Source organism: Mesorhizobium sp. M6A.T.Ce.TU.016.01.1.1 (assembly GCF_003997065.1).
Lineage (GTDB): Bacteria > Pseudomonadota > Alphaproteobacteria > Rhizobiales > Rhizobiaceae > Mesorhizobium > Mesorhizobium mediterraneum.
In genome coordinates this window covers 14,121-37,909 of sequence record NZ_RZTJ01000011.1, presented here as the reverse complement: position 1 = coordinate 37,909, position 23,789 = coordinate 14,121, and the positions used below count along the sequence as shown (strand labels likewise).

The window sequence follows — 23,789 nt, the reverse complement described above, 5'->3', positions numbered from 1 at the left end:
CTCCTTTCAGTCGCGAAAGCGCAGCGCGTCGACGAGCACGGCGAAGGCCGGCGAGTTCTGCCTTCGGCTCGGATAGTAGAGGTGACAGCCCGAGAACGGCGGGCACCAGTCGGCGAGCACACGGACAAGGCGCCCTTCCGCAATGTGAGCCCGCGCCTGATCCTCGGGCAGGTACGCCAGCCCAAACCCGGCCAGCACCGCGTTCAGCCTGAGCGCAGAGGTGTTGAAGACAAACTGCCCTTCCACCCGCACTTTGAGCTCGCGCCCGTTTTTCTCGAACTCCCAGGCGTAGAGCCCGCCATAGGTCGGCAGCCGCAGATTGATGCAGTCGTGCACCATCAGATCCTGCGGTGTCTTTGGTGGCTTGCGCCTGGCGAAATAGGACGGCGCGCCGACGACCGCCATGCGCATATCGGGCCCGATGCGCACGGCGATCATGTCCTTTGCCACCTGCTCGCCGAGACGAACGCCGGCGTCGTAGCGCTCCGCGACGATGTCGGTGAGGCCGTAGTCGACGACGATCTCGACCTTGATGTCGGGATAGTCCGGCAGCAGCCTGGCCAGAGCGGGCCAGAGGACCGTGTCGGCCGCATATTCGCCAGCCGTGATGCGGATGGTGCCGGCGGGCTTGTCGCGCAGCTCGCTCAGCGAGGCGAGTTCCGTCTCGATCTCTTCAAACCGCGGACCAACATTTTGCAGCAGGCGTTCGCCCGCTTCCGTCGGAGAGACGCTGCGTGTGGTGCGGGTCAGCAGCCGGAGCCCGAGCCGTTCTTCAAGCCCTCGGATCGTATGGCTGAGCGCAGACTGCGAAACGCCGAGTTGCGCGGCCGCCCTGGTGAAGCTTCGCTCCTTCGCCACAGCCAGGAAGGCAAGAAGGTCGTTGACGTTGCTGCGCGCCATTCATGAATCCACCTCATAACTTAATGCCCAATTCAGGCACTTAATTGCAAGGCCATGCACGAGCGCGGGGCCGGTTTTTTATCTGGTCAGATGAAGAAGACGTTGGGCGGCCTATTTTTCCCGCATGGCTCGGCGGAAGTTCTGCGTGATCGGCTCGGCGAGGTAAGAAAGCACGGTGCGAGCACCTGTCCGGATCAGCGCCTCGCTCGACATGCCCGGCAGCAGTTTACGGCCCTCCAGCTTGGCGAGTTCGCTCTTGTCGATCAACACGGTTGCGGCGAAATACGGTGCGCCGCTGCGCTCCTCCACCATGCGGTCAGCCGACACGATCTCCACGACGCCGTCGAGTGGTGGCAGGTTGTAGCGGGCGAAGGCCGGGAAGCTGACGCGCGCGGGCTGTCCGGGCGCGATCGTCTCGACATCCTCTGGTTTGACCATAGCCTCGACCACGAGTTGTTGTCCGAGCGGCACGACGGTCATCAATGTCTCACCGGATTTCACGACACCGCCCGCCGTGTGGACCTTCAGGTCCATGACGATGCCGTCAACTGGGGCGACGACATTGGTACGGGTAAGCACGTCCTTGGCGGAACGCTCCTCCTGTCTGAGGTCAAACAACTCCGCCTCGACCTTGCTCAACTCCTCGACGGCCTCGTTCAGCCGCACTGTGTTGAGGTTCAAAATTTGCATCTCAATCTCGGCCATGGCGCTTCTGGCACGAGCGATTGCCGCGACGTTGGTAGCGCGCTCCCCCTCTACCACCCGCTGTTGTCGTCTGAGCAACAGGTTCCTCTCGCGGGTGGTCAGCCCCTTCTTGAGCAGACTTTCAAGGTCTTTGGTTTCACCCTCGATCGCCTCGATCTGCTTGTCCTCGGTGACGATAAGTTCCTCTAGTCCCGTTATCTCTTCCTCGGTCTGGTGACGGCGCTGGCTGAGAATTTCCCGCTCGTCCTTCAAGTTGTGGTGCTTCGCCGCGAACACGTCACGCTGTGCGGCCACCGCGTCCTTTACGGCGGTGGCGGGGTCTGCGAGCAACGCCGGATCAAACTCGATCTCGGCCTTGCCGTCACGCTCAGTCCTGAGACGCGCGGCCAGCGCCTCACGCGTTGCTATCCGGTTCTGGATCAGGTCAAGCTGCGCCGTTGCCTGTGTGTTGTCGAGTCGGATGAGGACCTTGCCCGCCTTGACGATATCACCGTTGGCGGCGTTCAACTCCGCGATGATGCCGCCCTCGAGGTGCTGGATGAGCTTGCGGTCGCCGGCGACCTTGATAACGCCCGGAGCCACTGCGGCGCTGTCCAACGGTGCCAGCGCCGCCCAACCCCCCGCCACGCCGAAGAACAGGAACATGATCGCGAACCCGGTGCACGTCACGCCCGTGAGACGCAGGGGTACCGGTTCCAGCACGGAGGGTGGCGGGACGGGTAACGGCACGACGTTCAATTCTGGGGAACGGCTCATGCTTCTTTGACCTCTTTAATTTTTTTGACTTCCTTGACCACTTCGAGAGTTGGCAGCTGGGCTGCCTTTGGCATCTGGGCCACCTTGCCGGCGCGGTTGGCGAGTTCGTTGAAGACATAGTCGCGCGGGCCGAAGAGGTCTTGCTGGCCGCGGTTGAGGACCAACACCTTGTCGACCTTCTCCATGATGTTCGGGCGGTGTGCGATCAAGATGATGGTCGTTTTCGTGGCCTTGGCGATACCGATGGCGGCGGCCAGTGCGTCTTCGCCCTCTTTGTCGAGGTTGGAGTTGGGTTCGTCGAGGATAAGGAGCGCCGGGTCGCCGTAGAGTGCCCGCGCCAGCCCGATGCGCTGGCGCTGTCCGCCCGACAACACCGCGCCCGCCTCGCCGATCTCGGTGGCGTAACCCTTCGGCAGCCCCTTGATCAGTTCGTGGACGCCCGCCAGCTGCGCGGCGTTGACCACGTGCTTGAAGACCGCGGGGTTGAGCGCCGCGAAGCGGCAGATGTTTTCGGAGACGGTACCGGCGAAGAGCTCGATGTCTTGCGGCAGGTAGCCGACGTGACGGCCCCGGTCCTCCGCCGCCCATTGGGCGACGTCCATGCCGTCGAGCAACGCGCGGCCTGCGGATGGGCGCCAAGCGCCGGCCAACACTCGCGCCAGACTCGTCTTGCCGGCCGCGCTCGGGCCGATCAACGCCATCACTTCGCCCGGGTTGAGTTGGAAGCTGATTCCTTTCAGAATCGGCTCGCCGCCGCCCTGCCGGGCGAGTGCGATGTTCTCGGCCTCAAACTTACCTTTCGGGCGCGGCAACGGCAAGGCCGGCGTGGCCTCCGGGTGCTGTCCGGCGACTGCGACGAGACGTTTGTAGGCGTCGCGGGCCCCCACCGTCGCCTTCCACGTGCCGATCGCTTGTTCGACCGGGGCCAACGCGCGGCCCATCAGGATGGAGGCGGCGATCATGATGCCGCCGGAAGCCTCGTTCCGCAATACAAGATAAGCGCCGAGGCCGAGGATGGCGATCTGGAGGGCCTGACGGAAGGAGCGCGCGATGGCCGAGATGGTGCCGCCCCGGCTGCTGGCGCGGGAATGTCCCTCGTTCGCCTCCTCCTGGTGGACCTTCCAAATTTCGAGCAGGGGCTTCAACATGCCCATAGACTGCACGACCTCGGCGTTGCGGATCACGGCCTCAGCCTGCGTGTAAGCCCGCGACTGCGCGCTACCGGCCTCCGTCAGCGGCTTGCGTGTGGTGTACTCGTTCAGCAACGCCAGTGCGAACAATACAATCCCGCCACACAACGCCAGCCAGCCCAACCAAGGGTGCATGAGGAAGATAGCGGCGAAGAAGATCGGTGCCCAAGGCGCGTCAAGGATCGGGTAGATACTCGGGCTGGTGAAGAAATTCCGCACCTGGTCGAGGTCACGCAGCGGGCGGGAGGTAACCTGACCGGGCGCGGCGGCCGCGTACTCTACCGATGCGGTCAGGAGAACAGGCGCCAACCGCGCGTTCATCCACGTTCCGACTTTGGCCAGCAGGCGCTGGCGCACGACTTCCAGTGCCGCCATTGTCGCCAGCGCCGTCGCCGCCATCAACGTCAACACCACCAGTGTCTCCGTGCTGTGGCTGCCCAACACGCGGTGGTAGACCTGGAGCATGTACAGCGCCCCGGTCAGCATCAGCATGTTAATACCGGCGCTGAACCAGATAAGCGGCTTGACGGCGCGTCGGGCCTCTTTCATCACCACCTGCAGGGCAGCGGGCTGTTGGTTGGTTTTCATCATTTGGATGACATCTCGTGCAACAGATCGCGGGTGGCAGTACGGGGGCAGCATTGGCTGCCCCCGTTTGGTCAAGTGTCAGGCGACGTCAACAAGTATCTGCTGCGTCAAAGTCTGGTCCGCGTCCGCGTCCGCCACGTTGAAGGCGAAGACGAGGTCGGCGCTGATCGTCCCGCTGGTCTGCTGCACAAACCCGATGTCCACGATCTTCAGGACGTCGTTATCGGTCGTGTCCCATGCCGTCAGACCAGAGGTGGCACTGCTGTCACCGCCCGCTCCGACGGCCCCGTTCAGGTTGATGGCGGTACCCGTCAGCCCATTGTCGCTCTGCATGATCTGCACGCCCTGGATCTGGAACGTCTCGATGCCATCATTGTAGTCGTTGCTCTCCAAGATCAGGAGGGCATCGTTGTTATCGAGCGTGAACTCCGTGTTGTACGGGAAGGGGACATTGGCGTTGCCCTTGATCAAGTCCAAGTTCTGGACGTTGACGGCCCTGGTGATCTCATTGCCGTTGGCGTCCCTGAGATCGAGGATCAGGACCAGGTCCTCACTGTTGCCGATGCCGTCGAACTTGATCACGACCCCACTGGCAGATGTGGTCGGGTCAAGCCTCTCGGTGCCGCCCCCGGGAGCATTCGGGTTAACGTCGCCCAGGATGTTCTCCTGGAAGAACCGCAACGTCAGCACTTCACCCTTCTGGATCGTGTCACCGGCGACCCCGTTTGTCGCCCGGGTTGCAGACACCCAGTCTTCGTGGGTGTTGGTGATCATGTCGTGGGTGGCACCTCCGTTGTTGAACGTGGTGTCACCAACGGTCGCTCCGTCGCCGGTCGAGTTGAACCCGAAGCCGATCTGCTGGGTGGTCGAGTTTGCGGTGAACTGCACGAAGAACGGATCCGGATCGCCGTTCGGCGTCAGCTGCTCCGCGACGATCAGCGGGTGTCCCGTGTTGCCGGTGGGCGCTTTCGCCACCAACTCGCTGGTGTGAAGCACGTCGAAACTGAACCCGTCGATCACGTCGGTCAGGGTGACGGTGTAGGTGTCGGCAGCCTTGTCGAAGACAAGCGTGCCGCCCGCCGTAGCGTCCTGCACACCAGCCGTGATTGGGTCCTTGTCGTAGTGGAACGAGAAGGCAAACGACGCAGATGTATCGGTCTCAGCCGTGCGGGTTGCGACCGCTTGGGTGATATTCGGGTTCTGCGCGTTGTCGACCGTGCCGGTCAGCGCGATCTGGGTGCCCGCCAAAGCACCGTTGGTATCGACAAAGTCGCTAACACCCGCCGCATACTCTGCGGCCGTGTGCTTGTCCGTCATGTCGTACCCGAAGGCTCCGGTAGCCGACGCGTTGAGCGTGTTAGCCAGCGTCTCGGGGGTTCCGGGGGCACCGGTCTGGTCACCGTCGAACGGTGCCGTGATCGTCGGATCGGTGTCGTTGAAGGTCAGCGACAGCCCCGAGCTCGCGCTTTGCGACGACACGACGTCGTCGTCGCCGTCCGTCACCGTCACCGTCGACACCACGTTGATCAGAGTGCCGAGGTCGAGCGAGTTGTCCTCGCCCGCGCCTTGCGGCGCGTTCGAGTGCTCAAGGGCAACCAACGACGTCAGCGTCACCGTCGTGCCAGACAGCGTCACCGTGAACGCCGTCGCATCGAGCGTGTTGTTGCCGTCGCTGTCATACTGGCCCGAGATCTGGCTGGCCGAGTCGGCCACTAGCGTGATCGCATGATTGCCCGCCGTCGTCAGCAGCCCGGTCGCCGTCCCGCCCGCCAGGGCCAGGGCGTAGGTCACATTGGTTGTGAAGCCGTCGACCGCGCTCGCCGTGAAGGTCGGCGGCGTGATCGTCGCCTGGCTCTGCCCGCCAACCCCGCTCGCCTCGACCACCTCGGCGGCGCCAACCGTCGGCGCGGCCGTGATCGAGAGTGTCGGCCCGTCATCGTCGAAGTTGATGAAGGAGCCGACCTGTTCGTTGTGGGCGTTGGCTACAGCACCAGAAAAGTGCACCTCCTTGACATCGAAATAGTCTTTCTCGGTGTCGATATTCTTGATGGTGAAGCGGTCAAAGGTTCCGCCAGCCCCGCCTGCGGTCGTGAAGTCGACCGTCACGCCCTCGCCGACATCCTGAAGGATCAGTCCAGTGCCGCTGAGATCAACCGTGATGCCCAGGGCCGCGGCTGTTGTTGCGACGCCGTTCAGTTTGAAAGTCACTCCGGTGATATTGATCTCCGTATCGTTGTCATCACCGGGGAGATTAGCGCCTTCCGCGTTGTCGTCATTATTATAGGCGTGGATCTCGATGTCAGCCACGGTGTTGGTCGGCGTCGACTGCGAGACCGAGAAACCCGCGCCGGAGACGTTCTCGATGTGGGCGTCGTAGTCAGGCGCGGTTGGCGTGTTGGTAAAGTCCTTACCCGCGCTCTGGGTGCCGCCGCTGATCAGGTCGATCTGGAGCTCACGGCCAAAGCGCACGTCTTGAGATGCGACACCCAAGCCTTGCGTGCTGATGTTGACTTCAGCTTGCGCGCCATTGTCGTGAGCCGTGACAAGAATCTTCTGCGGGCTCGCTACGTCGGCGTCGAGGATATACCAATTGTTGTGTCCAGGAGGGGCGTCACCAAGCTGGCCGAAATTGACCACGGTGGTCCCCGTGACAGAGGCGAACACCTTGTCAGTCAGATCGATGCGGTCGTCCGGGTTGGTCTCGTCCGGATGGAACAACGGCACATACTGGACCGTGTACAGGTTCGCATTGGTGTTGCTGGTGCTGTTCAGCCCAAGCGAGAAGGCGAGCGGACCGGTTGGGTCGGGCGCGACGGTCCCGTCAGAGGTACCGATGACGCCGATCACGACGTTTGCATGAGTTGGGTCTTGGAACAGCCAGACATAATTGCCATCGACCGTCTGAATGTCGCTGTTCACGCCGACGGTGGTGGAAAACGGGGTTCCATTGAGGTTCTGGGAGAGAACGACCGAGGTGATGGTTTCCCCTGCACTCGCCGAGGCGACCACGAAGTCGGTCTGGAAGGCGACCTCCGGTGAGGTCAGCCCGCCCGCATCGTCGAGACCTAGGAGATATTGCAGCGTGGGATCGGTGCTGTGCGGCGAATCCAACGGGTTAACATCATCGTCCTCGACCTGAAGACCGGTGGTCTCGTCGATGATGATGTCTTGAGCTACGATGTCGATTGCCATGGAGATTCTCCTTGGTTAAAACGCTTCAAGAAAAAAGGGATCCACCCCCAGACGCCGGAATTGCACCTACCCGAGTGCATCGGTCGCGTCCTGAATTGCAGCCCTCGAACCTATTGTGTCGCCGATGGAGAGGACGCGTCCATTCTCGGTTCGATAGTATTGTGGTGAATAACCGCACCCTGATCGAACGATATACATCCTTCGATTTATCGAGCGCCGACAGGCGCTTGCGGATGACCGCGTTGGTGTAACGGGCGATCGATATGCTGTGGGTTTCCGGCCTGTGGCCGATATCATGTTGACGCAGCGGCCTCGACGCCTGGCCGAAGGTGATGGTCAAAGCCCGCTCTTGTGACCTGTCCCCGGATAATCGGCAGCTTTGTCAAACGTCGCCCAGGCCAATTCAGCCCTGCTGCTGAGGTGGAGCTTTTCGTAGACGTGGTGCAAGTGCATTTTCACCGTGCCCTCGGATACGTGCAGCTGCTCGGCGATGTTCTTGTTGCGGAACCCGCGCACGACGAGGCTGGCGACTTCGGCCTCACGTCCTGTAAGCCTCGGCTCGGGATGATGCTGAGATATCGGCATCAACAGATGCTGGAGGATGTTGTTGTCGACCCATTTTCGACCGGCCGCCACGACATTTACGCATTCGACAAGATAGCTATGGCTGATGCCGTCCAGCAGCAAGCCGTCGGCGTCGAGCTCCTGTATGTCCTTGACGCCGAACCCGCCGTTTGGTTGCAGGATGAAAATTATGCCCAGCGCGCTGTTCATAGTTCTCAGTCGAGAGGAGAGACTGGCCGTCTGCTGACTGGCGATGTCCACGCCTATGACGACAATATCAGGCCGATGGCGCTCCACATGCGGGACAACGTCAATTATGCGATGGCAGTTTGCCACAACGCTGTGGCCAGCCTTCCGCAGAACCCACTCCAGACCGGCGAGATAGACTCCCCGCGGGTCCGCAACAACCAAGGTTGACATGCGAACACCGTCCCCAAAAAAACGCACGACTTACTTAATTATCAATGAATCAAGGAAAGCAGAGCTACGAGAGTTTGTCAAGAAATCACTAATATACCTGTAGCTATAACAGTAACCCAGGCTAGGGCCATGCCGGGCCCGGCTGCCCTAGCCTGGCACGCATGTGTAGCATCGATACCACGGCTGATGCGGCGGGCTTTAGGCCGATTGGGTGCGCGCCCTCGTCGATCTGCTGGTGTCGGGCGAAAGAGAGCGCGCGCGTAGCGGCTGGTTTCCACGTCAGGCATGCTTGCTCCGGTTGGCCCAACCTGGACGAATGGCGGACTTCCAGCCGTCGCGCCATCTCAAGTTCTGCCCAGGCGACATTCAAGCAAAAACCCGCCCCGGTCTCCGGAGCGGGCCTGTTGCCTGAGGCGGAGCTCAACACATGTCCGCACAGCAAGGTCGCCTTGAGTTGCTGAAGATCTGGTTAACCGGCCAAGTTTGATTCAAATCCACCTGTGGATATTTGCCTTTGGGTAAGTCGAGATGGCCATCCTTGTCGAACGGCGGGCAAAAGGAGAATCCATGACTAGCGACTTTGCCGCCGCCCACCTCCATCTTGAACGAGCCTGCCACTATTTGCGCGGCGATGACGAGACGAGCAGCACGGTTCGTGCGGCTCTGGATATTCTGATCGATGCAATTGTTGCAGCCCAGTACAAGCGTCCGCCCGCAGACGTGGTGGAATTTCCCAGAACGGCAACGCGGCGATAGTCGGCGAGCGGCGCAAAGAGTCGCACGGAACCAGCCGACCGATCGCCTGCGTCAGCAGGCGATTTCCCCGGGACCGGAGAGGTCCAGCGTCTGATCCCTCTGATTATGCAATTCGAGCTCAGGTCACACTCCTGCGCCTCTGTTCCTTGGATTGCGGCGGGCGTATTCTTGCAGCCGACCAATGCTCTGAAATCATCTCCGGGAGGAGATTGCGATGACCGAGGCAACGCGTCACGACGCCTGGCAGGCCGGGGATAGCTACGACGTCTATATGGGGCGATGGAGCCGTCAGATCGCTCCATTGTTCCTGGATTGGCTCGATCCGGCAGAAGGGCTGGACTGGCTGGAGGTGGGGTGCGGAACCGGGGCGCTGTCGGCAGCCATCCTGGCGCGCTGTAACCCCAGGAGCCTGGTGTCCATAGATCCATCGGAGGGTTTTCTCGCCAAGGCGCGGGCGAACGTGCCGGACAAACGCGTCGAATTTCTCGCAGGCGATGCGCAGGCGCTGTCTGCCGAATCGGGCAGCAAGGACATGGTCGTGTCGGCGCTTGTTCTCAACTTCATCCCCGACAAGGAAAAGGCGCTCGCGGAGATGGGGCGGGTGGCCCGCCGCGACGCGACGATTGGGTTCTATGTCTGGGATTATCCTGGCGGCGGGGTGGAATTCATGCGGGCCTTCTGGACCGCTGCGACGGCGCTTGACCCCGGCGCTGTCGACCTTACCGAGGACAGGCGCTTTCCGTTCTGCACACAAGACGGATTGACCGATCTCGCCAGGAAGGCCGGTCTGGTTTCCGTCGACTCCACCCGGCTTGAAATGCCGGCCGTATTCAAGGATTTTGACGACTACTGGCACCCCTTCACCCTGGGTGCGGGACCCGCACCCGGCTATTGCATGAGCCTCGCCCCCGCAGCTCGCCAGAAATTGATGGAGAGGCTCCGTGAGAGTCTGCCGCGCGGCGAGGACGGGTCGATTCCCCTGAAAACGAGAGCCTGGGCGGTCAAGGCCAAGGTTCGCTGATGACAGCGAGCCCACGTCGCGACAGACCGACAGGCCGCCAACTATAGCCTGTCCTGCGCAAAGTTCGGGTTGACCGGCTTTGCACGTGAAGCGACTATTCGTCTGGACGGCCGAGGTCGTCATGCCGGCGTCAGGAGGAGATACGATGGACGAGCCCGATCGGTGGCGTCACATGTCAAGCGCGCCAAGGGATGGCAGCCGAATCCTGGTCACGGTTCGGCCCTCCGAACAGGGGCCGGCGGAAGTCGACCTGGCTTACTGGTCTCGAGCCGACCAGTTCGGCAGCGAGGGCTGGCGCGCGTCCGACTCGTCTCCAGGACGCGTGGTTGAATACGCCGAACCCGAGCTGAAATGCTGGATGCCGCTGCCGACAGCCAATCTGAGCAAGGGTTCATTGCCGAGCCCCTGGGACGAAGAAGATGTCCCGCTGCTGGATGGATCGGGGATATGAGGTGAGCGGGAAGGGCTAATTTCAACGGGCCGGCGGGACAGCGCCCCCCCTCTGTCCTGCCCTCTTTGCCAACTTGGCATCTCCCCCACGAGGGGGGAGATTGGCAGCTTCGCCGTCGGCTCCCTCAGAACAGGAACGCAGCCGTGGTGGGGTTCGGCCCGGTGCGACCGTCTGATGAGTCCATGCCTCGAATGAGCGCAAGGTCTGCCGCGTCCAGCTCGAAATCGAAGACATCGAAATTGGCGGCGATCCGGTTCTGGTGGACCGACTTTGGAATGACGATCAGCCCTTCCTGAAGGTGCCATCTGATGATCACCTGCGCCACGGACTTGCGATGTTTTCCGGCGAGCTTTTCAAGGGTCGGGTCGCTCAATAGCCGGCCGCTGCCCAGCGGGCTCCAGCTTTCGATGCGGATGTCGTGCGTGCTATGAAAATCTCTGATGCCGCGCTGTTGAAACCGGGGATGAAGCTCGATCTGGTTGACCGAGGGCGTGACCCCGGTCTCGCCGATGATCCGCTCCAGATGGTCCTGGTTAAAATTCGAAACGCCGATCAACTTGATTCGGCCGGATTGCCTGAGTTCGATCAGGGTCTTCCACGCCTCGACATATTTATCCTGGCTGGGCACTGGCCAGTGGATCAGAAACAGGTCGATCTTTTCGATCCCGAGCTTGCTCATCGTCTCGTCGAAAGCCCGAAGGGCGGCGTCACGCTGATGCGCGCCATTGCGCAGCTTGGAGGTGATGAACAACTCGCCTCTCGGCACGCCAGCCGTGCGGATCGCCTGCCCGACGCCTTCCTCGTTCTGGTAGCCTTCGGCGGTGTCGATCAACCTGTAGCCGGCCTCGATTCCCCAACTCACCACCTTGCTCGTGATGGCTGGATCGACCTGCCACACGCCAAGGCCGATCTGGGGAATGGCTGAGCCATCGTTCAATGTGATCTGTTCAGGCTTATTCAGGGTATTTTGTTCAGGCATGCTCAGGTCCTTCTGCATCGCTTCGCCCCAGCGCAGTGCTTATCTAGGCTCGGTGTCCGCCAAGGCGAGTCGACAGGCGGAGAAAGTGGAAATGCGCCGTGACACGGTCCTGGAGATCAATAAATTGGAACGGGAGATGGCACGCCAATCCGGATCAATCTTGAAAAATCTGGCGAAAGGCCTGACTCCCGCGCACGGCCGTCAATGTGGGCCAACTCCCTCAAAGCCGACATCGGCAAGCGGCTATCGAGCGCACCCCGTGCATACGCATATTCGGGAAGATAGCCATTAACGATCAGGCGCCAGTCAAGCGGGACCACGTCACCGACGGCTCGCATCATCTTGACGATCGTGGTCGTGCAGTTCGTCGTGATGGAATTATAGAACTCCGGCGTCGTGGAAAGTGCATTTGCGTCCAGGACGTATTCCAGCAAGAGCGCCCGGGCCGCGTCCGGTGACACTTTTAGCCGATAGATTTGGACGTCCTCTCCACGAACGTTTGACCTGACGCCGACGACGTCTCGCTCGTCAGCCGCAATAATGACCAGGGGATTGCTCTTGAACAGGTCTGCCATGGGTGAAAACTTGCCGCCTGCACGGCGCCGCACCTCAATCGACCAGGCAAGGTAGTCACCTCCTGCAAAGCCGAAGCTTATGATGACATGGGCGATTTTGGTCCCGGACCAATAAGACATGAAGAGGTCGACCGTCTGAACGTTGGAGAGGTCGTAGGTCCGCGTTGTCCAGCGTTCGGTGAAATCAGTGTCGCTACGCCATTCGAAGTCGCGCACGTCCGTCAGCGTCAACAGATTCCCGTCGCGGGTGCCGGTCACCTGACGGGCGACATCGGGCGCCCAGTCCGCATGATCGAAAGGTCTGATGGTGCTCCACCAAACCAGAACCACAGCAAGCGCAGCCACAAACAGGACAAGCGCCCTGATGCGAAATCGGCTGAAGAGCGCAATGACGGTGGCGAGGCCGAACAAGATGAAAAGGACGCCGGCCATAGTCCGTCCAGGCTCAGCCACGGGCAGGCGATACCACATGGCAAGTCCGGCCCAGCCAGTCAGGATTGCGACGGCTAGCGAAAGGATGATGGCAAGCGAGGTCCGAGCGATGCGACGCATTTATTCCCCCCTCTGGCGGGCTGCCCTCGGGCGGCCTGTCATTGCCTGGATGCCATTTCTCACGGGACGTTCGAAGGCAACTCTACTTGTCCATATTGGAGCACCAATCGGTCTGATACTACTGTTGTCGCGGATTTCGCAGGCTTGGAGTGAACACAAGGTGCCCCACGCGAAACGAGCGCGTTCGGCATCGGCCGTTCGATCAAATGATGACCTAGTTGAGTGCGTCCGCCGCCTGGCTACGTCACCGAGCGATCACGGGTTCCATCCGCCGCTGCCGTATTGACGGGTAATGATCTCGAGAAGGTGACCGTTCGGGTCCTCGAAATAAACACCGCGGCCGCCGTCGTGGTGATTGATCTGGCCCAGCTGCGCCCGGCCAGGGTCAGCCCAGTAGGGGAGCGCCCGTTCACGAATCCTACCGAATATCGCGTCGAATTCGGCTTCGCTGACCAGGAACGCATAATGCTGCGGCGTGATTTCGCCAGCTGTATCCATGTAGTCGAGGTTGGCACCGTTTTCGGTCGTGACCATCTGGAAAGGTCCCCAGCGCCTCGGGGCTGGAAGGCCGAGCATTTCCGCCAGGAATTTTGCCGACGCCTCGCTGTCGCGGGCCGACAGTATCGTGTGGTTGAAATCGATAGCCATGCCATCACTCCCTTTGATCTCTCCTCGCGCGTCGTTGTTCCACGACTGAAGCGACGCTGCACGAGATGGGGTCGAACGCCATGATGCTCAAGCTGGCGTGGCAACATGCCCGATGACCTGCACGGGGTCAGCTTCATGAATACGGGCGATGATCATTTCGCCGCTATCCGGCACCTCGCCGGTCAAGCCGGTGATGTTGACCTGATGCGTGACAAGAACGGCTGGTCCACCGAAACGCTGCCCGCGGAGCCAGGCCGAAAGGGCAGCGGTGTGCTCCTTTGCGGCCGCACTGTCGCCGAAGAACGAATTGAGCAACTCAAGAGGCACAACTTTGCCCAAACCGAGCAGGCGAGCAGTGTCGAGGCAACGACACCACTGGCTCGAATAGACGGCTGCCGACGAGATGCCATTTGCACGGAACAGGTCGCCGATCGCGCGGGACTGCGCACGACCTTCTGCCGACAGATTCCGCTGTGTGCTGCAATCACCGAGCCTGAAGCCAGGGGGATCGCCGGAGCCCGGGGCGGCAGCATGGCGCAACAAGGCGATAGCTTTTCCGGATCGCAGGGCTGCCCAAAGTGGCTCGGAGGCTTGTGCCTTGCCGAAGGCAGCCGCTCCGAGCGACAGGACCAGAAATCGCCGACGTCCAATTCGCATCTTGCTTCTCACCTTATCCGATGGGGCTGTCGAATGAGAAGGCTTTTCGCTGGAAGCCTGTCATTCGATGGATGTCGGCCGAACCGGAACAATGATATTCTGCGGGAGCATTCGGAGAGGCGACTGCATTGACCGAGAACTTGGAAGCCGAAGGGGCGAGAGGTTGGTCGAATCTGCTGCTCGCGGCAGAACGGGGCGATGCGGAGGCCGTTCGAGCGGAGTTGGCGGCCGGCGCCAATATCAACGAGGCGGACGGCGGCGGCTGGTCAGCACTTCATCTCGCAGCCCTCAACGCCCGCACCGCGGCGGTCGAGGCGTTGATCGAACACCCAGCTGTCGATGTGAACTCCAGAAACACATGGAAGAGCACGCCTTTGAGCCTCGCTTCGGCCAAGGGCCACTACGCATCCATTCTAGCTCTCGTGAAACATCCCGAAATAGAGATCAATGCAAGAGCCGAATACTACGGCAGGACGGCCCTTATCGAAGCAGCAAAGAACGGGCATCTGGATGTCGTTAAGCTGCTTGTCGAGAATGGCGCCGACGTGAATCTGAGTGATAAGACCGGAAGAAACAACGCGCTTATCGAGGCTATCAAGGGACGGCACTACGACGTCGCGGGATACCTGCTTGATTCTCGGAAAATGAACTTTCTCAACAAGGATATGAGACTGAACGCCCTGATCTGGGCTGGAAGCTGCCATAACCCTCAACTTATCGAAAAGCTGGAAACCTCGATTCATACTTTCTTCGAAGACAAGTGAAGGTTTCGCTCCGCTTCCGCTACAGGCTGCCTGTGGAGTCTCCTTCCAAAATCATTCAACCAAACGGTTGACTATCTGAAGACGCGCGTCTATATTCAACTACATGGTTGAATTAGAGGCGCCCCAGATGGACTCGGTCTTTCACGCGCTTGGCGACGCCACCCGCCGGCACATGCTTCGCGATCTCGCCGGCGGCGAGCGAACGGTGAGCCAGTTGGCGCAACCCTTCGCCATGTCGCTCGCCGCCGCCTCCAAGCACATCAAGGCGCTGGAGAATGCAGGGCTTATTCGTCGAGAGGTGAGGGGCCGGACGCATGTTTGCCGGCTCGAACCCGGGCCGCTGGCCAGCGCCCATCAGTGGCTTGGCTTCTACGAGCGCTTCTGGACCAACCGCCTCGACGTTCTCGAACGCCTCCTTCGCGAGGAGGACGCACGCAAAGCCCAGGATGATTCCAAGAAATCGCCCAACTCAAAAGAAGGAGACGACCAGTGAACCAGATGAAAAGCATCGAAGCCTATGGCGAGCTGACCGAGCCCGCCACGTTCACCATTCAGCGCCTTTTGCCCGGTCCTATCGAGCGCGTCTGGGCTTATCTCACCGAGAGTGACTTGCGCCGGCAGTGGATGGCTGCGGGCCAGATGGAAATGAAGGCCGGCACGTCGTTCGAACTCGTCTGGCGTAACGACGAGCTGACCGATCCGCCTGGCCAGCGCCCCGCAGGTTTTCCCGAAGAGCATCGGATGGAGGGCCGCATTACGGAACTCGATGCGCCGCGCAAGCTCGCGATCACCTGGGGAAACACCGGCGGAGTTTCCTTCCTGCTGGAGCCGGAGGGCAATGATGTGCTACTCACCGTCATCCATCGCCGGCTGCCGGAACGCGCAACCCAGCTCAACGTCACCGCCGGCTGGCACACGCACCTCGACATGCTGGCTGCCCGCCTCGCGGGCAAGACGCCGACCTCGTTTTGGGATGGCTGGAGCCGCCTGCGCGAAGAATACGACCGCCGCCTGCCGACCTGACACGATCGCGTCGGCACCCTGAAGTCACCGCCGAGTCTCCACCGGCATCCGCCCCTGGAAGCTCGCACACCAGCAACGAACCGACGATGAAACGTGCTTGCTTTTTGCAAGCCCGATGGAGGAAGTCATGCGCAAATTGATCACCGGAATGAAGATTTCCCTCGACGGCAAGATGGAGGGACCCGAGGGATACGCGGATTGGGTCGACGCATGGTCGGAGGAATACGGCCTGATGCCGCAAATCGACGCCTGTCTACTCGGGAGCGCCATGTATGCCGGCTATGAGCGCTATTGGACCGCGATACAGAATGAACCGGACAAGCCGCTGCCGATGACCGGCAAATTGCCGATGCCGGCCGAGCTCGAATGGGCCCGCTTTGCCGAACAGACCCCGCATTATGTGCTGTCGAACACGATGACTTCGGCGCTTTGGCCAAAGACGCGCTTCGTGCGGACCTTCGAGGACATCGCTGCCCTCAAGCAGCAGCCCGGCAAGGACATCTATCTCATGGGCGGCGCCCAAATTACCGCGAGCCTCATCGATGCCGGGCTGGTGGATGAACTCCGGCTGATCGTCTATCCGCTGCTCGCCGGCGAAGGAAAGGCGCTGTTTGCGACGACGCAAAATCGTCGTGGGCTCGAATTGCGGAAGGTCGGGCAGCTTTCGGATGGGCGCGTGAGCCTGGTCTATGGAATTGGCTAACTCAGCCGGTCTTCGCAGACTTTCGCAGCGCTGAGGCGCAGGCCGTCTATCAGGAGCGAAACCTGCCGTTGAAACTGAACGACCGCAAAGGCTCGGGGCGAGCTTCGCGCCGGCAAAGGTCCGGTCGTGACACAATCCGGACCATCGCGGAGCTTTGCCACATTGCATCATCCTGAGTGTTGGCCTTTCCTGCGCGGGCCTGTACTATGAACGGTGAATGCAGGGGAGGAGCTGGAGCGTGCGACTGGATCGGACTCTCCGCCGTTGGGGGATGCGGGCCTTCATCGCCGTCATGGTGCTTTCGCCGCATGCGGCGTCGGCCGACACCATTACGCCAGACCGGATCGCGGCAGCCCTGTCGAAGCTCGAGGCGCTCGCCGAAGGCGTCGTCGCGGATGGTGGGGTGCCTGGTCTCGCCATCGGGGTCGTCCACGGCGACAAGGTGGTCTTCCTCAAGGGGTTCGGGCATCGCGAGGCCGGCAAGCCGGAGACCGTCGACGCCGACACGGTGTTCCAGATCGCCTCCCTGTCCAAGCCGGTCTCCGCCACTATCGTTGCGGCACTGGTCAGCGGGGAAATCGTTTCCTGGGATGCGAAGATCGCCGACCTCGATCCGGCCTTCCGGCTCGCCGAGCCCTATCCGACCAGTGAGCTCACGGTCCGCGACCTGTTCGCCCACCGCAGCGGACTTCCCGGCACCGCTGGCGACGACCTCGAGGACATTGGCTACGACCGCGCGGAGATCCTGCGCCGTCTGCGGTTCGTCTCGCCATCGTCGAGCTTTCGTGCCGGCTACTCCTACAGCAATTTCGGCCTGACCGAGGGTGCCGTCGCTGCTGCCAAGCCGACGGGCAAGCCTTGGGAGGAGATCGCCGAGGAGAAGCTCTACCGTCCGCTTGGAATGGCCTCGACCAGCTCCCGTCATGCGGACTTCATCAAGCACGCCAATCGCGCCGCGCTCCACGTCAAGATCGACGGCGTCTGGGCCGCGAAGGTAAAGCGCGACCCGGATGCGCAGGCGCCCGCGGGCGGCGTCAGCTCCACGGCACGCGATCTCTCGCAATGGGTGCGCCTCGTGCTCGGCAATGGGGTCTATGCCGGCGAGACCCTCATTAAAGCCGACGCGCTGGACCAGATGCATGTTCCCCTGATGGCGCGCGGCAAGAACCCCGTCTCAGGCGGCACGTCCTTCTACGGCCTCGGCTGGAACATCGAATTCGGCCGGCACGGCCTGAGCTGGGGCCATGCCGGCGCCTTCAGCGTCGGCGCACGCACCCTGGTGACGCTCTTCCCGGAGGAGAAGCTTGGCATCGTGATCGTCGCCAACGCCTTTTCGACAGGGGTGCCGGAAGGGCTGTCCGACAGCTTCGCCGATCTCGCCTTTGACGGAACGGTCGAGAAGGATTGGGTCAAGGCATGGGATGACACCTATGCGAGCCTGTTCGGCCCGGCGGTCGCGAGGGCCAAGGCCACCTATGCCGCGCCACCGTCTCCGGCAAGGCCAGCCGGACCGGCCAGCGCCTATGCAGGCCGTTATTCCAACGACTTCATCGGCGATGCGGTCGTGTCGAGTGCGGGAGACGCTCTTGTGCTCAAGGTCGGGCCAGCCGGCGCCCGGTCCTATTCATTGAAGCATTTCGACGGCGACCTCTTCCTGAGCTTCCCGGACGCCGAGACGCCGGACAGGCCCGCCGGCGTGGGCTTTGTCGTCGGCCCCGACGGCAAGGCGTCGGCCATGACCATAGAGTTTCTCGACGACAATCATCTCGGCACACTGCGGCGCGTGGGAGACTAGGGTCAAACCCAATCAATCTGGACGACCGAGTTCGACCCCATCTCGGCCGTTCATGTCAGGAAGTGACGGCTCTGAAAGCTGACCTTGCAGGTGGCCGTCGTCATGGATCATATCTGTCGCAGAAGTCGGGTGCAGAACTGTCGTTTTAATCGGGAGTTTCGCGACAAAGCAGTCGCCCGCAATCAGCCCATAGCGGACAAGCTATGCCAGCATCGAAAGGTCAGTTGGCTCTGGTTCTGCACCCGCTGCTGTTAACATCGCGTGGACCTGACCCCGGTGGTGGGTCTGGTGGTTGAAGAGTTCAACAACACAGAGAGCCTTTGGCTTCTCGATCCGCGTTGAACCTCCCCCAGGATACCAAACAACCATCCCGTTGAGGTCCGCGTCGAGCAATCGTGCTGCCCACTCTTCGATTTCCTCGTTCCGTTGCAAACGGAGCGTCTTGAAGTCATCCCAATCCGATGGGCTTGTGAGGGAGTGCTTGATGGTTTCCTCTGGGCGCTCGTTCCCCTTTAATCGCTGTAGAATCAGGGCATCAGCCCAATAAAGATGGTTCAACGTAGCTGCGATTGATTGGAAGAACGCACCTCGATCCTTCCAGCGATCCACATTCGTGAGCCCATCAGCGGCAGTTACCAAAGAGGTATTTTGCCAAGTGTTGTAACGGGCCATGAGTCGGCAGTATCCGGATGAGATCATTTTCTCGGGCTCCAATGGTTATCGATTTTCGGTGGAGAATGACCGCTGGTCTCAACTCAGGACGCCGGGCCGAACTGGAGCAATTTGAAGCAATCGCCGCTTCCCGATTTCAACTGCGTCAGGAAGGGTTTCGACCGGTCGATCCACTCCTGGTGCGACTTGGCATCGGCTTCGATCTCGTTGACCGGTCCAAGGTTGACGAAGTTCCGCCCCTCGCTGAAAAGCCAGCACGCACGGCCGAGAAGTCTCCTGCTGCGCAGGCGCAAGAGGTCGGCATCATAAAAGATGTCGAGCACCTCCTGCTTGATCTTTGCCTCCTTTCCAGGATTTGCGATCGCAACCTCGATCGGTTCTCCGCCGATCGCATCCTGCAGGTCCTTGTAGTCGAGGGCGAGCTGCGTGGTGGCATATTTGATTTCGCTCTCATCCCGGACGATGTTGAACCACAGCGAGGGATCAAGTTCGTTGACGACGAACGATGCTTCGAAATCGCGCGACAAATTCAGGATCTCGAACGCTTGAACCTCAACGTCGCGTTCAACCAAAAGGATACTGGCGACCTGCTTGCCTAGTTCCGCCCCGTGTGCGCTGATCGCGGTGTTCGTTCCACCGAGTTCCGGGCTGATATAGGGCCCGCCATCGTCCAGCAGCGCATCGAATTCGCCGAGGTATTCGACCACGGCGGCGCCGCGAGCAATGCGCGCGGCCAGTTTGGCGAGAACCAGCTGGAGTTCCGTTTCGCGTTTGCGCTGGTCCTGATAATTCTGCTGAAAAAAGAAGATGAACAGGGAAACGCCAATGCCGATCAGGATCACGCCGAGCTGGGAAAAGATGTTGCGATAATATTCCAGCAGCTTTTCACGATGGCGCATGTCGTGGCGCACGCTTTGTGCCACACGAATATTGACGATCAGCGAAAGGATCAGGAGCCCGGCACCGACCAGGATGAGGCCGCCGATGAGGAAATAGCCTTGCCCTGAGTTGAAATCCATCCCTTTGCCGCGTCCCTGAAGCCCCAGACCGCGCAGACTAATACCATTCGGCCTCAACACCTACATGTTCGTAGGGCCCGCAATCGCGCTCAGGGCGTCCTCAATACGCCCGCGTGAAGCCGCCATCGTGTAGAATGTTCAAACCTGTCATGTGGTCAGTGAGGGGCGACAACAAGCCTTCGACGACGACGGCAACTTCAGACGGCGTCCCATACTTTTTGAGTGGGATATTGTCGGTCTCGACCGCAATCCTTTGTTCAAAGGTCACGCCGGCATCTAGCGCACGCCTGCCAATCGCATCCCGATACCAGGGCGACAGCGTGCCGCCGAGTGAAAGAGTGTTCACATGAATACCTCTTTCGCCCAGCGCAAAGGCAAGCGTCTTCGCTTCTCCAAGCCAAGCAGTGCGGATGACGTTGGCGGTTGCATAGTGGCTAAGAACCTGAGCCGAAGAAATGCCGGAAATGATCACGACCTTGCAGCGACGGCCTGCTTCGGGGGCCGGTTCCATCCGAGCGATAGCCGACTTCAACAGGGACAACGGCCCAATGAAGCTTGTCTGAAACAGCGTTCGCCAGACCTCTGGCTCGGGCATAGGGTCAGCGGACGAATGCGGTTGGGGCGGCATAAGAACCACCCCATCAAGCTTCAGGGCGGAGGTGGCGAGGTGTCGATCGAACTCGACCAATGCGGCATCGGATGCCATATCAACCGGTATGGCCTCATGCGAGCCGTCGGCTGGTGCAGGCAGGCTCGAAACCAGCGACTCAAGTCGCACCTGATTACGGGCCGCTAGCATCAGCCGAGTGCCACTGGCCGCAAGGCGTTCGCAGATTGCTTGCCCGATCCCACCTGTTGCCCCAGTCACAAGTATGGTCGACATCACACCACCCCGCCAGTTTCGAGCACTATACCTTTGCAGTCTGGGAAAGCCATTGGCACTGCCGCAGGAAGGTCTTGCGAGTGACGCGGCGGATCGCGACACCCGCGACGCTGACTGCCAACGTCGGGCAATGGCGCTCGGCGCTCTTTCCGATTGACCTATTAATCGGCGCGGGAAGTCAGCTGGAAGGCGGATCTCAGTCTCTTAGACCGAAACGCCAAGAGGCATCGAATAACGGCAGCAGCCGCATTCAGGCGAGCTTGAGGATGTCATCTCGGCGCGGCAAGCGCGCGGCTCTCATGCACGACTGTCAGCCGGTCATCGATCATCTTCGTACGATCAACGATCAGCACCGTTTAGGCCTCATGGACCTGCGGTCCATGCCGCAGTCATTTTCTTCCTGCTCTCCCGCTATCGGGATCATGCCCGGTGCATGCACCGGGCGTTGCTGCGATTTACCCGTCAGGACCTGTGTTTACCTGCCCTCGGCCGTTGCGTCGGCGCTGCCACGCTGGGCGTTGGCGCCGTCGCTCTGTTGCTCGGCCCACCCACCCGGACCGGTCGGAAAGCTCGGCTCTCCTTCCGCCTCTAGGCTCTCGTGGAACTCAGTGGCAGGTCTTCCTGGGTATTCGCGGCCGCTCGACAGGTGCCCTTGATGACCGGGATGGAGCGATGCGTCATCGTTGCGGGCATGGTCCGGCGGTTCGGCATAGGCTGCCGTGGCAAACAGCGATCCGGCGCCGATGAAGAGTGCAAATGCGAGAACGTGCTTCATTGTGCTGTCCTCCATTATTTGGACTCCAGATGCAGATAGAGCCCATCCAGGCTGTGTGAAGGGCAGCTTGGAATGAGATTGACTAAGGGGGCAGCACCTGCACATCCCCGGGCGTGCAAGTATGGCTTGCCCGATTTCGGCAATATCGACGATCCGAGCCTCGAGCCGATGATGTCTTCGGCGAACCGCACCGGCCGTCCGCGCAAGGCGACAGGCTGGCGTTTCGATTAGGCGCCCTTAGGCGTCGCTTTCGAACACCAGCCTCTCGCGCGCCGCCCGAGTACCATGTTTCATCTTGAAGGACAGCTATGTGCCCGAAGCGGCCAAATATCAGATGGAAATATTCGACCATGTGCGGGAGGTGGTCAGTGCTAAAAGATGGGTCAGTGCTAAAAAGACGACGAGCGGGTTTGCGGGCGAACTGTCGTCCCATGTATTCAATTGTAACGAAAAATTCCCAGCGCTGGCATTGGCGCTTTATTGGATGCGTGTGGCTGCTGCCGTCCGCCGGTTTTCTATGCTTGATGAGGCTAGGGAAGCAAAATGAGCGATGTGGACGCACACCTCGATCTGACGGAGATCAACGCCGTCCGCAGGTTGTTGATGTCAAAGCCGCGACCGGTGAGCTGGGACGAACGCCGGGCACGGCTCGACGAGGTTGGTTCGGTGTGGCCGATTGCGGACGACATCCGGTGCGAGGATGCGGTTTTCGATGGCCTCGAGGGAGAGTGGTCCCTAGCGCCTGAGAGTGACAGGGATAAGGTTCTGCTCTTTTTCCACGGTGGTGGCTACTGCTCAGGCTCTCTCAAAAGTCATCGTCGAATGGTGACCGAGGCAGGTCGAGCAATGGGAATGCGCACCCTCGCGATCGACTATCGACGCGCACCGGAACATCCTTTCCCTGCGCAACATGAAGATGCACTCACCGCATGGCGCTTTCTGAGCCGGCAAGGGATCGCGCCGGATCGCATCGTGGTCGGCGGAGACAGTGCGGGCGGCAACCTCACCCTGTGCTTGGCCGGTATATTGCGCGCGGCAGGGGAGCGGCTGCCGCGATGTCTTTGGCTGGTTTCGCCCTGGACGGACCTTTCGATGTCCGGCGCGACACTATCAACCAAGGACGCGATCGACCCTATCGTCCACCGGGCGTATTTGGAGGAACTGGCAACCGCCTATGTTCCCTATGGCGTTGGTCGGCGCGATCCCCTGATCTCGCCGTTGTTCGCCGATCTGAGCGGATTTCCCCCAATGCTGATACAAGTCGGTTCGGCCGAGACGCTGTTGTCGGACGCAGCTCGGCTCGCGGAAGCCGCTGGCGCGGCTGACGTCAAAGCACGTCTCGAAATTTGGCCGCATATGATTCACGCCTGGCCGGTTTGGAATGCGGGGTTGAGTGCCGGTAGGCGCGCTCTTCACAGCGCGGGCATGTTTGTCCGCGACTATCTATAACCCTTGGCTATAACCCTTGGGTGGGGCAGCTGCCGGCGCAAAGCGGACTTCGTCCCAGCGCCGCACTTTCGGCGACCCAGCCTTCACCGGCTATCCTTCGCCGACCTGCCCGCCCCAAACCTCAGCCCATCCATCAGCAGCGACACCAGCCGGCGAGAGCGGTCGCGCCAGTCCTCGGTATCGGGCGCCGAATAGATGCCGCCCAGCGCGTGCAGCACGTCGGAGGCGTCGACGTCGCTGCGGATCGAGCCATCGGCCACCGCCGCTTCGATCAGCCGCCGCAAAGCGAGCGACACCCGGCCGGACATGTCCGAGAACAGGGTTGAATTGGTGTTGAGCAGGATGCGCAGGCTTGTCGCCAGCCCGCGCTTGGTGGCGATGTAGTCGACGAAGCGCTGCATCCATTGTTCCAGCGCGACGTCGGGCGGATGGTGAAGAGCAAGCTCGTCTGCGGCGTGGCACAGGCTTTCCACTTCGCGCCGGTAGACCACCTCGACCAGATGCTCGCGCGTCGGAAAATGCCGGTAGAGCGTGCCGATGCCGACGCCGGCCTGGCGCGCGATCTCTTCCAGCGAGGCATCGACGCCATGTGCGGCAAAGGCTACCACTGCGACCTCGACCAGCGCGTCGCGGTTGCGCTGCGCATCGGCGCGCAACGGTTTTGTCGCTGTCGCATCGGGCTTTTCTTTGGCGGTTGCGGGCGGCTTCGAAGCCAATTTTTTCTCCACTGCAAATACGGGGCTTGAACCCGA

Annotated in this window: 25 protein-coding genes; 11 read left to right on the top strand and 14 right to left on the bottom strand. The window is 61.0% G+C overall.

Annotated features, from left to right (window positions below; all coding sequences use genetic code 11):
• Positions 1-6 precede the first annotated feature (6 nt).
• The 5 genes from EOC94_RS20100 to EOC94_RS20080 all read right to left on the bottom strand — a co-directional run bounded on the left by EOC94_RS20100 (position 7) and on the right by EOC94_RS20080 (position 8,315).
• On the bottom strand, positions 7-900 hold the full coding sequence (locus EOC94_RS20100) for a LysR family transcriptional regulator (protein WP_127292950.1): 894 nt from the start codon (positions 898-900) through the stop codon (positions 7-9).
• 111 nt (positions 901-1,011) lie between these two features.
• A complete protein-coding gene (locus EOC94_RS20095) occupies positions 1,012-2,361 on the bottom strand; it encodes an HlyD family type I secretion periplasmic adaptor subunit (protein ID WP_127292947.1) in 1,350 nt (449 codons plus the stop codon).
• The gene (locus EOC94_RS20090) at positions 2,358-4,139 is read right to left on the bottom strand and encodes a type I secretion system permease/ATPase (protein ID WP_127293153.1); all 1,782 of its coding nucleotides are present in this window, start codon (positions 4,137-4,139) and stop codon (positions 2,358-2,360) included. The genes EOC94_RS20095 and EOC94_RS20090 overlap by 4 nt, the downstream gene beginning before the upstream one ends.
• A 78-nt stretch (positions 4,140-4,217) precedes the next feature.
• Positions 4,218-7,331 (bottom strand): DUF5801 repeats-in-toxin domain-containing protein, encoded by a 3,114-nt coding sequence (locus EOC94_RS20085; RefSeq protein WP_127292945.1) that lies wholly within the window; start codon positions 7,329-7,331, stop codon positions 4,218-4,220.
• Between the two features lie 336 nt (positions 7,332-7,667).
• Positions 7,668-8,315 (bottom strand): response regulator transcription factor, encoded by a 648-nt coding sequence (locus EOC94_RS20080; protein ID WP_127292942.1) that lies wholly within the window; start codon positions 8,313-8,315, stop codon positions 7,668-7,670.
• A 567-nt stretch (positions 8,316-8,882) separates the two neighbouring features.
• On the opposite strand from EOC94_RS20080, the gene EOC94_RS20075 reads away from it, so the two are divergent.
• From EOC94_RS20075 to EOC94_RS20065, 3 genes are all read left to right on the top strand, one after another.
• On the top strand, positions 8,883-9,071 hold the full coding sequence (locus tag EOC94_RS20075) for a hypothetical protein (protein ID WP_127293151.1): 189 nt from the start codon (positions 8,883-8,885) through the stop codon (positions 9,069-9,071).
• A 214-nt stretch (positions 9,072-9,285) separates the two neighbouring features.
• Positions 9,286-10,092 (top strand): class I SAM-dependent methyltransferase, encoded by an 807-nt coding sequence (locus EOC94_RS20070; RefSeq protein ID WP_127292940.1) that lies wholly within the window; start codon positions 9,286-9,288, stop codon positions 10,090-10,092.
• Between the two features lie 145 nt (positions 10,093-10,237).
• Entirely contained in the window at positions 10,238-10,543 is a 306-nt protein-coding gene (locus tag EOC94_RS20065) for a hypothetical protein (RefSeq protein ID WP_023799134.1), read from the top strand.
• Positions 10,544-10,667: 124 nt separating this feature from the next.
• Here EOC94_RS20065 and EOC94_RS20060 read toward each other — a convergent pair whose 3' ends face one another.
• From EOC94_RS20060 to EOC94_RS20045, 4 genes are all read right to left on the bottom strand, one after another.
• Positions 10,668-11,522, bottom strand: a complete 855-nt coding sequence (locus EOC94_RS20060) for an aldo/keto reductase (protein WP_127292937.1) — start codon at positions 11,520-11,522, stop codon at positions 10,668-10,670.
• Positions 11,523-11,638: 116 nt separating this feature from the next.
• A complete protein-coding gene (locus EOC94_RS20055; RefSeq protein WP_126105601.1) occupies positions 11,639-12,649 on the bottom strand; it encodes a DUF4105 domain-containing protein in 1,011 nt (336 codons plus the stop codon).
• Between the two features lie 255 nt (positions 12,650-12,904).
• The gene (locus EOC94_RS20050) at positions 12,905-13,297 is read right to left on the bottom strand and encodes a VOC family protein (RefSeq protein WP_126105602.1); all 393 of its coding nucleotides are present in this window, start codon (positions 13,295-13,297) and stop codon (positions 12,905-12,907) included.
• 87 nt (positions 13,298-13,384) lie between these two features.
• Complete coding sequence (locus EOC94_RS20045) at positions 13,385-13,954, bottom strand: histidine phosphatase family protein (RefSeq protein WP_126105603.1); 570 nt, start codon at positions 13,952-13,954, stop codon at positions 13,385-13,387.
• 128 nt (positions 13,955-14,082) lie between these two features.
• On the opposite strand from EOC94_RS20045, the gene EOC94_RS20040 reads away from it, so the two are divergent.
• The 5 genes from EOC94_RS20040 (at position 14,083) to EOC94_RS20020 (ending at position 18,239) form a co-directional block, all read left to right on the top strand.
• The gene (locus EOC94_RS20040; protein ID WP_127292935.1) at positions 14,083-14,718 is read left to right on the top strand and encodes an ankyrin repeat domain-containing protein; all 636 of its coding nucleotides are present in this window, start codon (positions 14,083-14,085) and stop codon (positions 14,716-14,718) included.
• A 103-nt stretch (positions 14,719-14,821) separates the two neighbouring features.
• Positions 14,822-15,211 (top strand): metalloregulator ArsR/SmtB family transcription factor, encoded by a 390-nt coding sequence (locus EOC94_RS20035; protein ID WP_126105605.1) that lies wholly within the window; start codon positions 14,822-14,824, stop codon positions 15,209-15,211.
• Positions 15,212-15,216: 5 nt separating this feature from the next.
• Positions 15,217-15,741, top strand: coding sequence for an SRPBCC family protein (locus tag EOC94_RS20030; RefSeq protein ID WP_126107403.1), 525 nt, complete (start codon positions 15,217-15,219; stop codon positions 15,739-15,741).
• A gap of 127 nt (positions 15,742-15,868) precedes the next feature.
• A complete protein-coding gene (locus tag EOC94_RS20025) occupies positions 15,869-16,444 on the top strand; it encodes a dihydrofolate reductase family protein (protein ID WP_127292932.1) in 576 nt (191 codons plus the stop codon).
• Positions 16,445-16,715: 271 nt separating this feature from the next.
• Positions 16,716-18,239, top strand: a complete 1,524-nt coding sequence (locus EOC94_RS20020) for a serine hydrolase (RefSeq protein WP_185928289.1) — start codon at positions 16,716-16,718, stop codon at positions 18,237-18,239.
• 201 nt (positions 18,240-18,440) lie between these two features.
• On the opposite strand, the gene EOC94_RS20015 is transcribed toward EOC94_RS20020, so the two are convergent.
• The 4 genes from EOC94_RS20015 to EOC94_RS34600 form a co-directional block, all read right to left on the bottom strand.
• The gene (locus tag EOC94_RS20015) at positions 18,441-18,938 is read right to left on the bottom strand and encodes a DinB family protein (protein ID WP_127292927.1); all 498 of its coding nucleotides are present in this window, start codon (positions 18,936-18,938) and stop codon (positions 18,441-18,443) included.
• Between the two features lie 56 nt (positions 18,939-18,994).
• A complete protein-coding gene (locus tag EOC94_RS20010; protein ID WP_127292925.1) occupies positions 18,995-19,930 on the bottom strand; it encodes a hypothetical protein in 936 nt (311 codons plus the stop codon).
• A gap of 100 nt (positions 19,931-20,030) precedes the next feature.
• Positions 20,031-20,813: an SDR family oxidoreductase gene (locus EOC94_RS20005; RefSeq protein WP_127292923.1), complete on the bottom strand. Its 783-nt coding sequence runs from the start codon at positions 20,811-20,813 to the stop codon at positions 20,031-20,033.
• A gap of 475 nt (positions 20,814-21,288) precedes the next feature.
• Positions 21,289-21,588 (bottom strand): hypothetical protein, encoded by a 300-nt coding sequence (locus tag EOC94_RS34600; RefSeq protein WP_245465604.1) that lies wholly within the window; start codon positions 21,586-21,588, stop codon positions 21,289-21,291.
• A 72-nt stretch (positions 21,589-21,660) separates the two neighbouring features.
• Here EOC94_RS34600 and EOC94_RS34135 point away from each other — a divergent pair, with 72 nt between their 5' ends.
• The 3 genes from EOC94_RS34135 to EOC94_RS19990 all read left to right on the top strand — a co-directional run bounded on the left by EOC94_RS34135 (position 21,661) and on the right by EOC94_RS19990 (position 23,037).
• Positions 21,661-21,819: a hypothetical protein gene (locus EOC94_RS34135; protein WP_185928283.1), complete on the top strand. Its 159-nt coding sequence runs from the start codon at positions 21,661-21,663 to the stop codon at positions 21,817-21,819.
• 79 nt (positions 21,820-21,898) lie between these two features.
• Entirely contained in the window at positions 21,899-22,135 is a 237-nt protein-coding gene (locus tag EOC94_RS19995; RefSeq protein WP_210212089.1) for a hypothetical protein, read from the top strand.
• On the top strand, positions 22,132-23,037 hold the full coding sequence (locus tag EOC94_RS19990; protein WP_127292915.1) for an alpha/beta hydrolase: 906 nt from the start codon (positions 22,132-22,134) through the stop codon (positions 23,035-23,037). Before EOC94_RS19995 ends, EOC94_RS19990 begins: the two co-directional genes overlap by 4 nt.
• 83 nt (positions 23,038-23,120) lie before the next feature.
• Here EOC94_RS19990 and EOC94_RS19985 read toward each other — a convergent pair whose 3' ends face one another.
• The gene (locus EOC94_RS19985) at positions 23,121-23,753 is read right to left on the bottom strand and encodes a TetR/AcrR family transcriptional regulator (protein ID WP_127292912.1); all 633 of its coding nucleotides are present in this window, start codon (positions 23,751-23,753) and stop codon (positions 23,121-23,123) included.
• Between the last annotated feature and the right edge of the window lie 36 nt (positions 23,754-23,789).

Coding starts and splice junctions, on each gene's coding strand:
- EOC94_RS20080 (WP_127292942.1), bottom strand. CDS start 8,315: ATGTCAACCTTGGTTGTTGCGGACCCGCGGGGAGTCTATCTCGCCGGT.
- EOC94_RS20055 (WP_126105601.1), bottom strand. CDS start 12,649: ATGCGTCGCATCGCTCGGACCTCGCTTGCCATCATCCTTTCGCTAGCC.
- EOC94_RS20075 (WP_127293151.1), top strand. CDS start 8,883: ATGACTAGCGACTTTGCCGCCGCCCACCTCCATCTTGAACGAGCCTGC.
- EOC94_RS20060 (WP_127292937.1), bottom strand. CDS start 11,522: ATGCCTGAACAAAATACCCTGAATAAGCCTGAACAGATCACATTGAAC.
- EOC94_RS20005 (WP_127292923.1), bottom strand. CDS start 20,813: ATGTCGACCATACTTGTGACTGGGGCAACAGGTGGGATCGGGCAAGCA.
- EOC94_RS20025 (WP_127292932.1), top strand. CDS start 15,869: ATGCGCAAATTGATCACCGGAATGAAGATTTCCCTCGACGGCAAGATG.
- EOC94_RS20065 (WP_023799134.1), top strand. CDS start 10,238: ATGGACGAGCCCGATCGGTGGCGTCACATGTCAAGCGCGCCAAGGGAT.
- EOC94_RS20090 (WP_127293153.1), bottom strand. CDS start 4,139: ATGAAAACCAACCAACAGCCCGCTGCCCTGCAGGTGGTGATGAAAGAG.
- EOC94_RS20070 (WP_127292940.1), top strand. CDS start 9,286: ATGACCGAGGCAACGCGTCACGACGCCTGGCAGGCCGGGGATAGCTAC.
- EOC94_RS20095 (WP_127292947.1), bottom strand. CDS start 2,361: ATGAGCCGTTCCCCAGAATTGAACGTCGTGCCGTTACCCGTCCCGCCA.
- EOC94_RS20010 (WP_127292925.1), bottom strand. CDS start 19,930: ATGGATTTCAACTCAGGGCAAGGCTATTTCCTCATCGGCGGCCTCATC.
- EOC94_RS19990 (WP_127292915.1), top strand. CDS start 22,132: ATGAGCGATGTGGACGCACACCTCGATCTGACGGAGATCAACGCCGTC.
- EOC94_RS20015 (WP_127292927.1), bottom strand. CDS start 18,938: ATGATCTCATCCGGATACTGCCGACTCATGGCCCGTTACAACACTTGG.
- EOC94_RS20030 (WP_126107403.1), top strand. CDS start 15,217: ATGAAAAGCATCGAAGCCTATGGCGAGCTGACCGAGCCCGCCACGTTC.
- EOC94_RS34135 (WP_185928283.1), top strand. CDS start 21,661: ATGAGATTGACTAAGGGGGCAGCACCTGCACATCCCCGGGCGTGCAAG.
- EOC94_RS20035 (WP_126105605.1), top strand. CDS start 14,822: ATGGTTGAATTAGAGGCGCCCCAGATGGACTCGGTCTTTCACGCGCTT.
- EOC94_RS20020 (WP_185928289.1), top strand. CDS start 16,716: ATGCGGGCCTTCATCGCCGTCATGGTGCTTTCGCCGCATGCGGCGTCG.
- EOC94_RS20085 (WP_127292945.1), bottom strand. CDS start 7,331: ATGGCAATCGACATCGTAGCTCAAGACATCATCATCGACGAGACCACC.
- EOC94_RS20050 (WP_126105602.1), bottom strand. CDS start 13,297: ATGGCTATCGATTTCAACCACACGATACTGTCGGCCCGCGACAGCGAG.
- EOC94_RS34600 (WP_245465604.1), bottom strand. CDS start 21,588: ATGAAGCACGTTCTCGCATTTGCACTCTTCATCGGCGCCGGATCGCTG.
- EOC94_RS20100 (WP_127292950.1), bottom strand. CDS start 900: ATGGCGCGCAGCAACGTCAACGACCTTCTTGCCTTCCTGGCTGTGGCG.
- EOC94_RS20045 (WP_126105603.1), bottom strand. CDS start 13,954: ATGCGAATTGGACGTCGGCGATTTCTGGTCCTGTCGCTCGGAGCGGCT.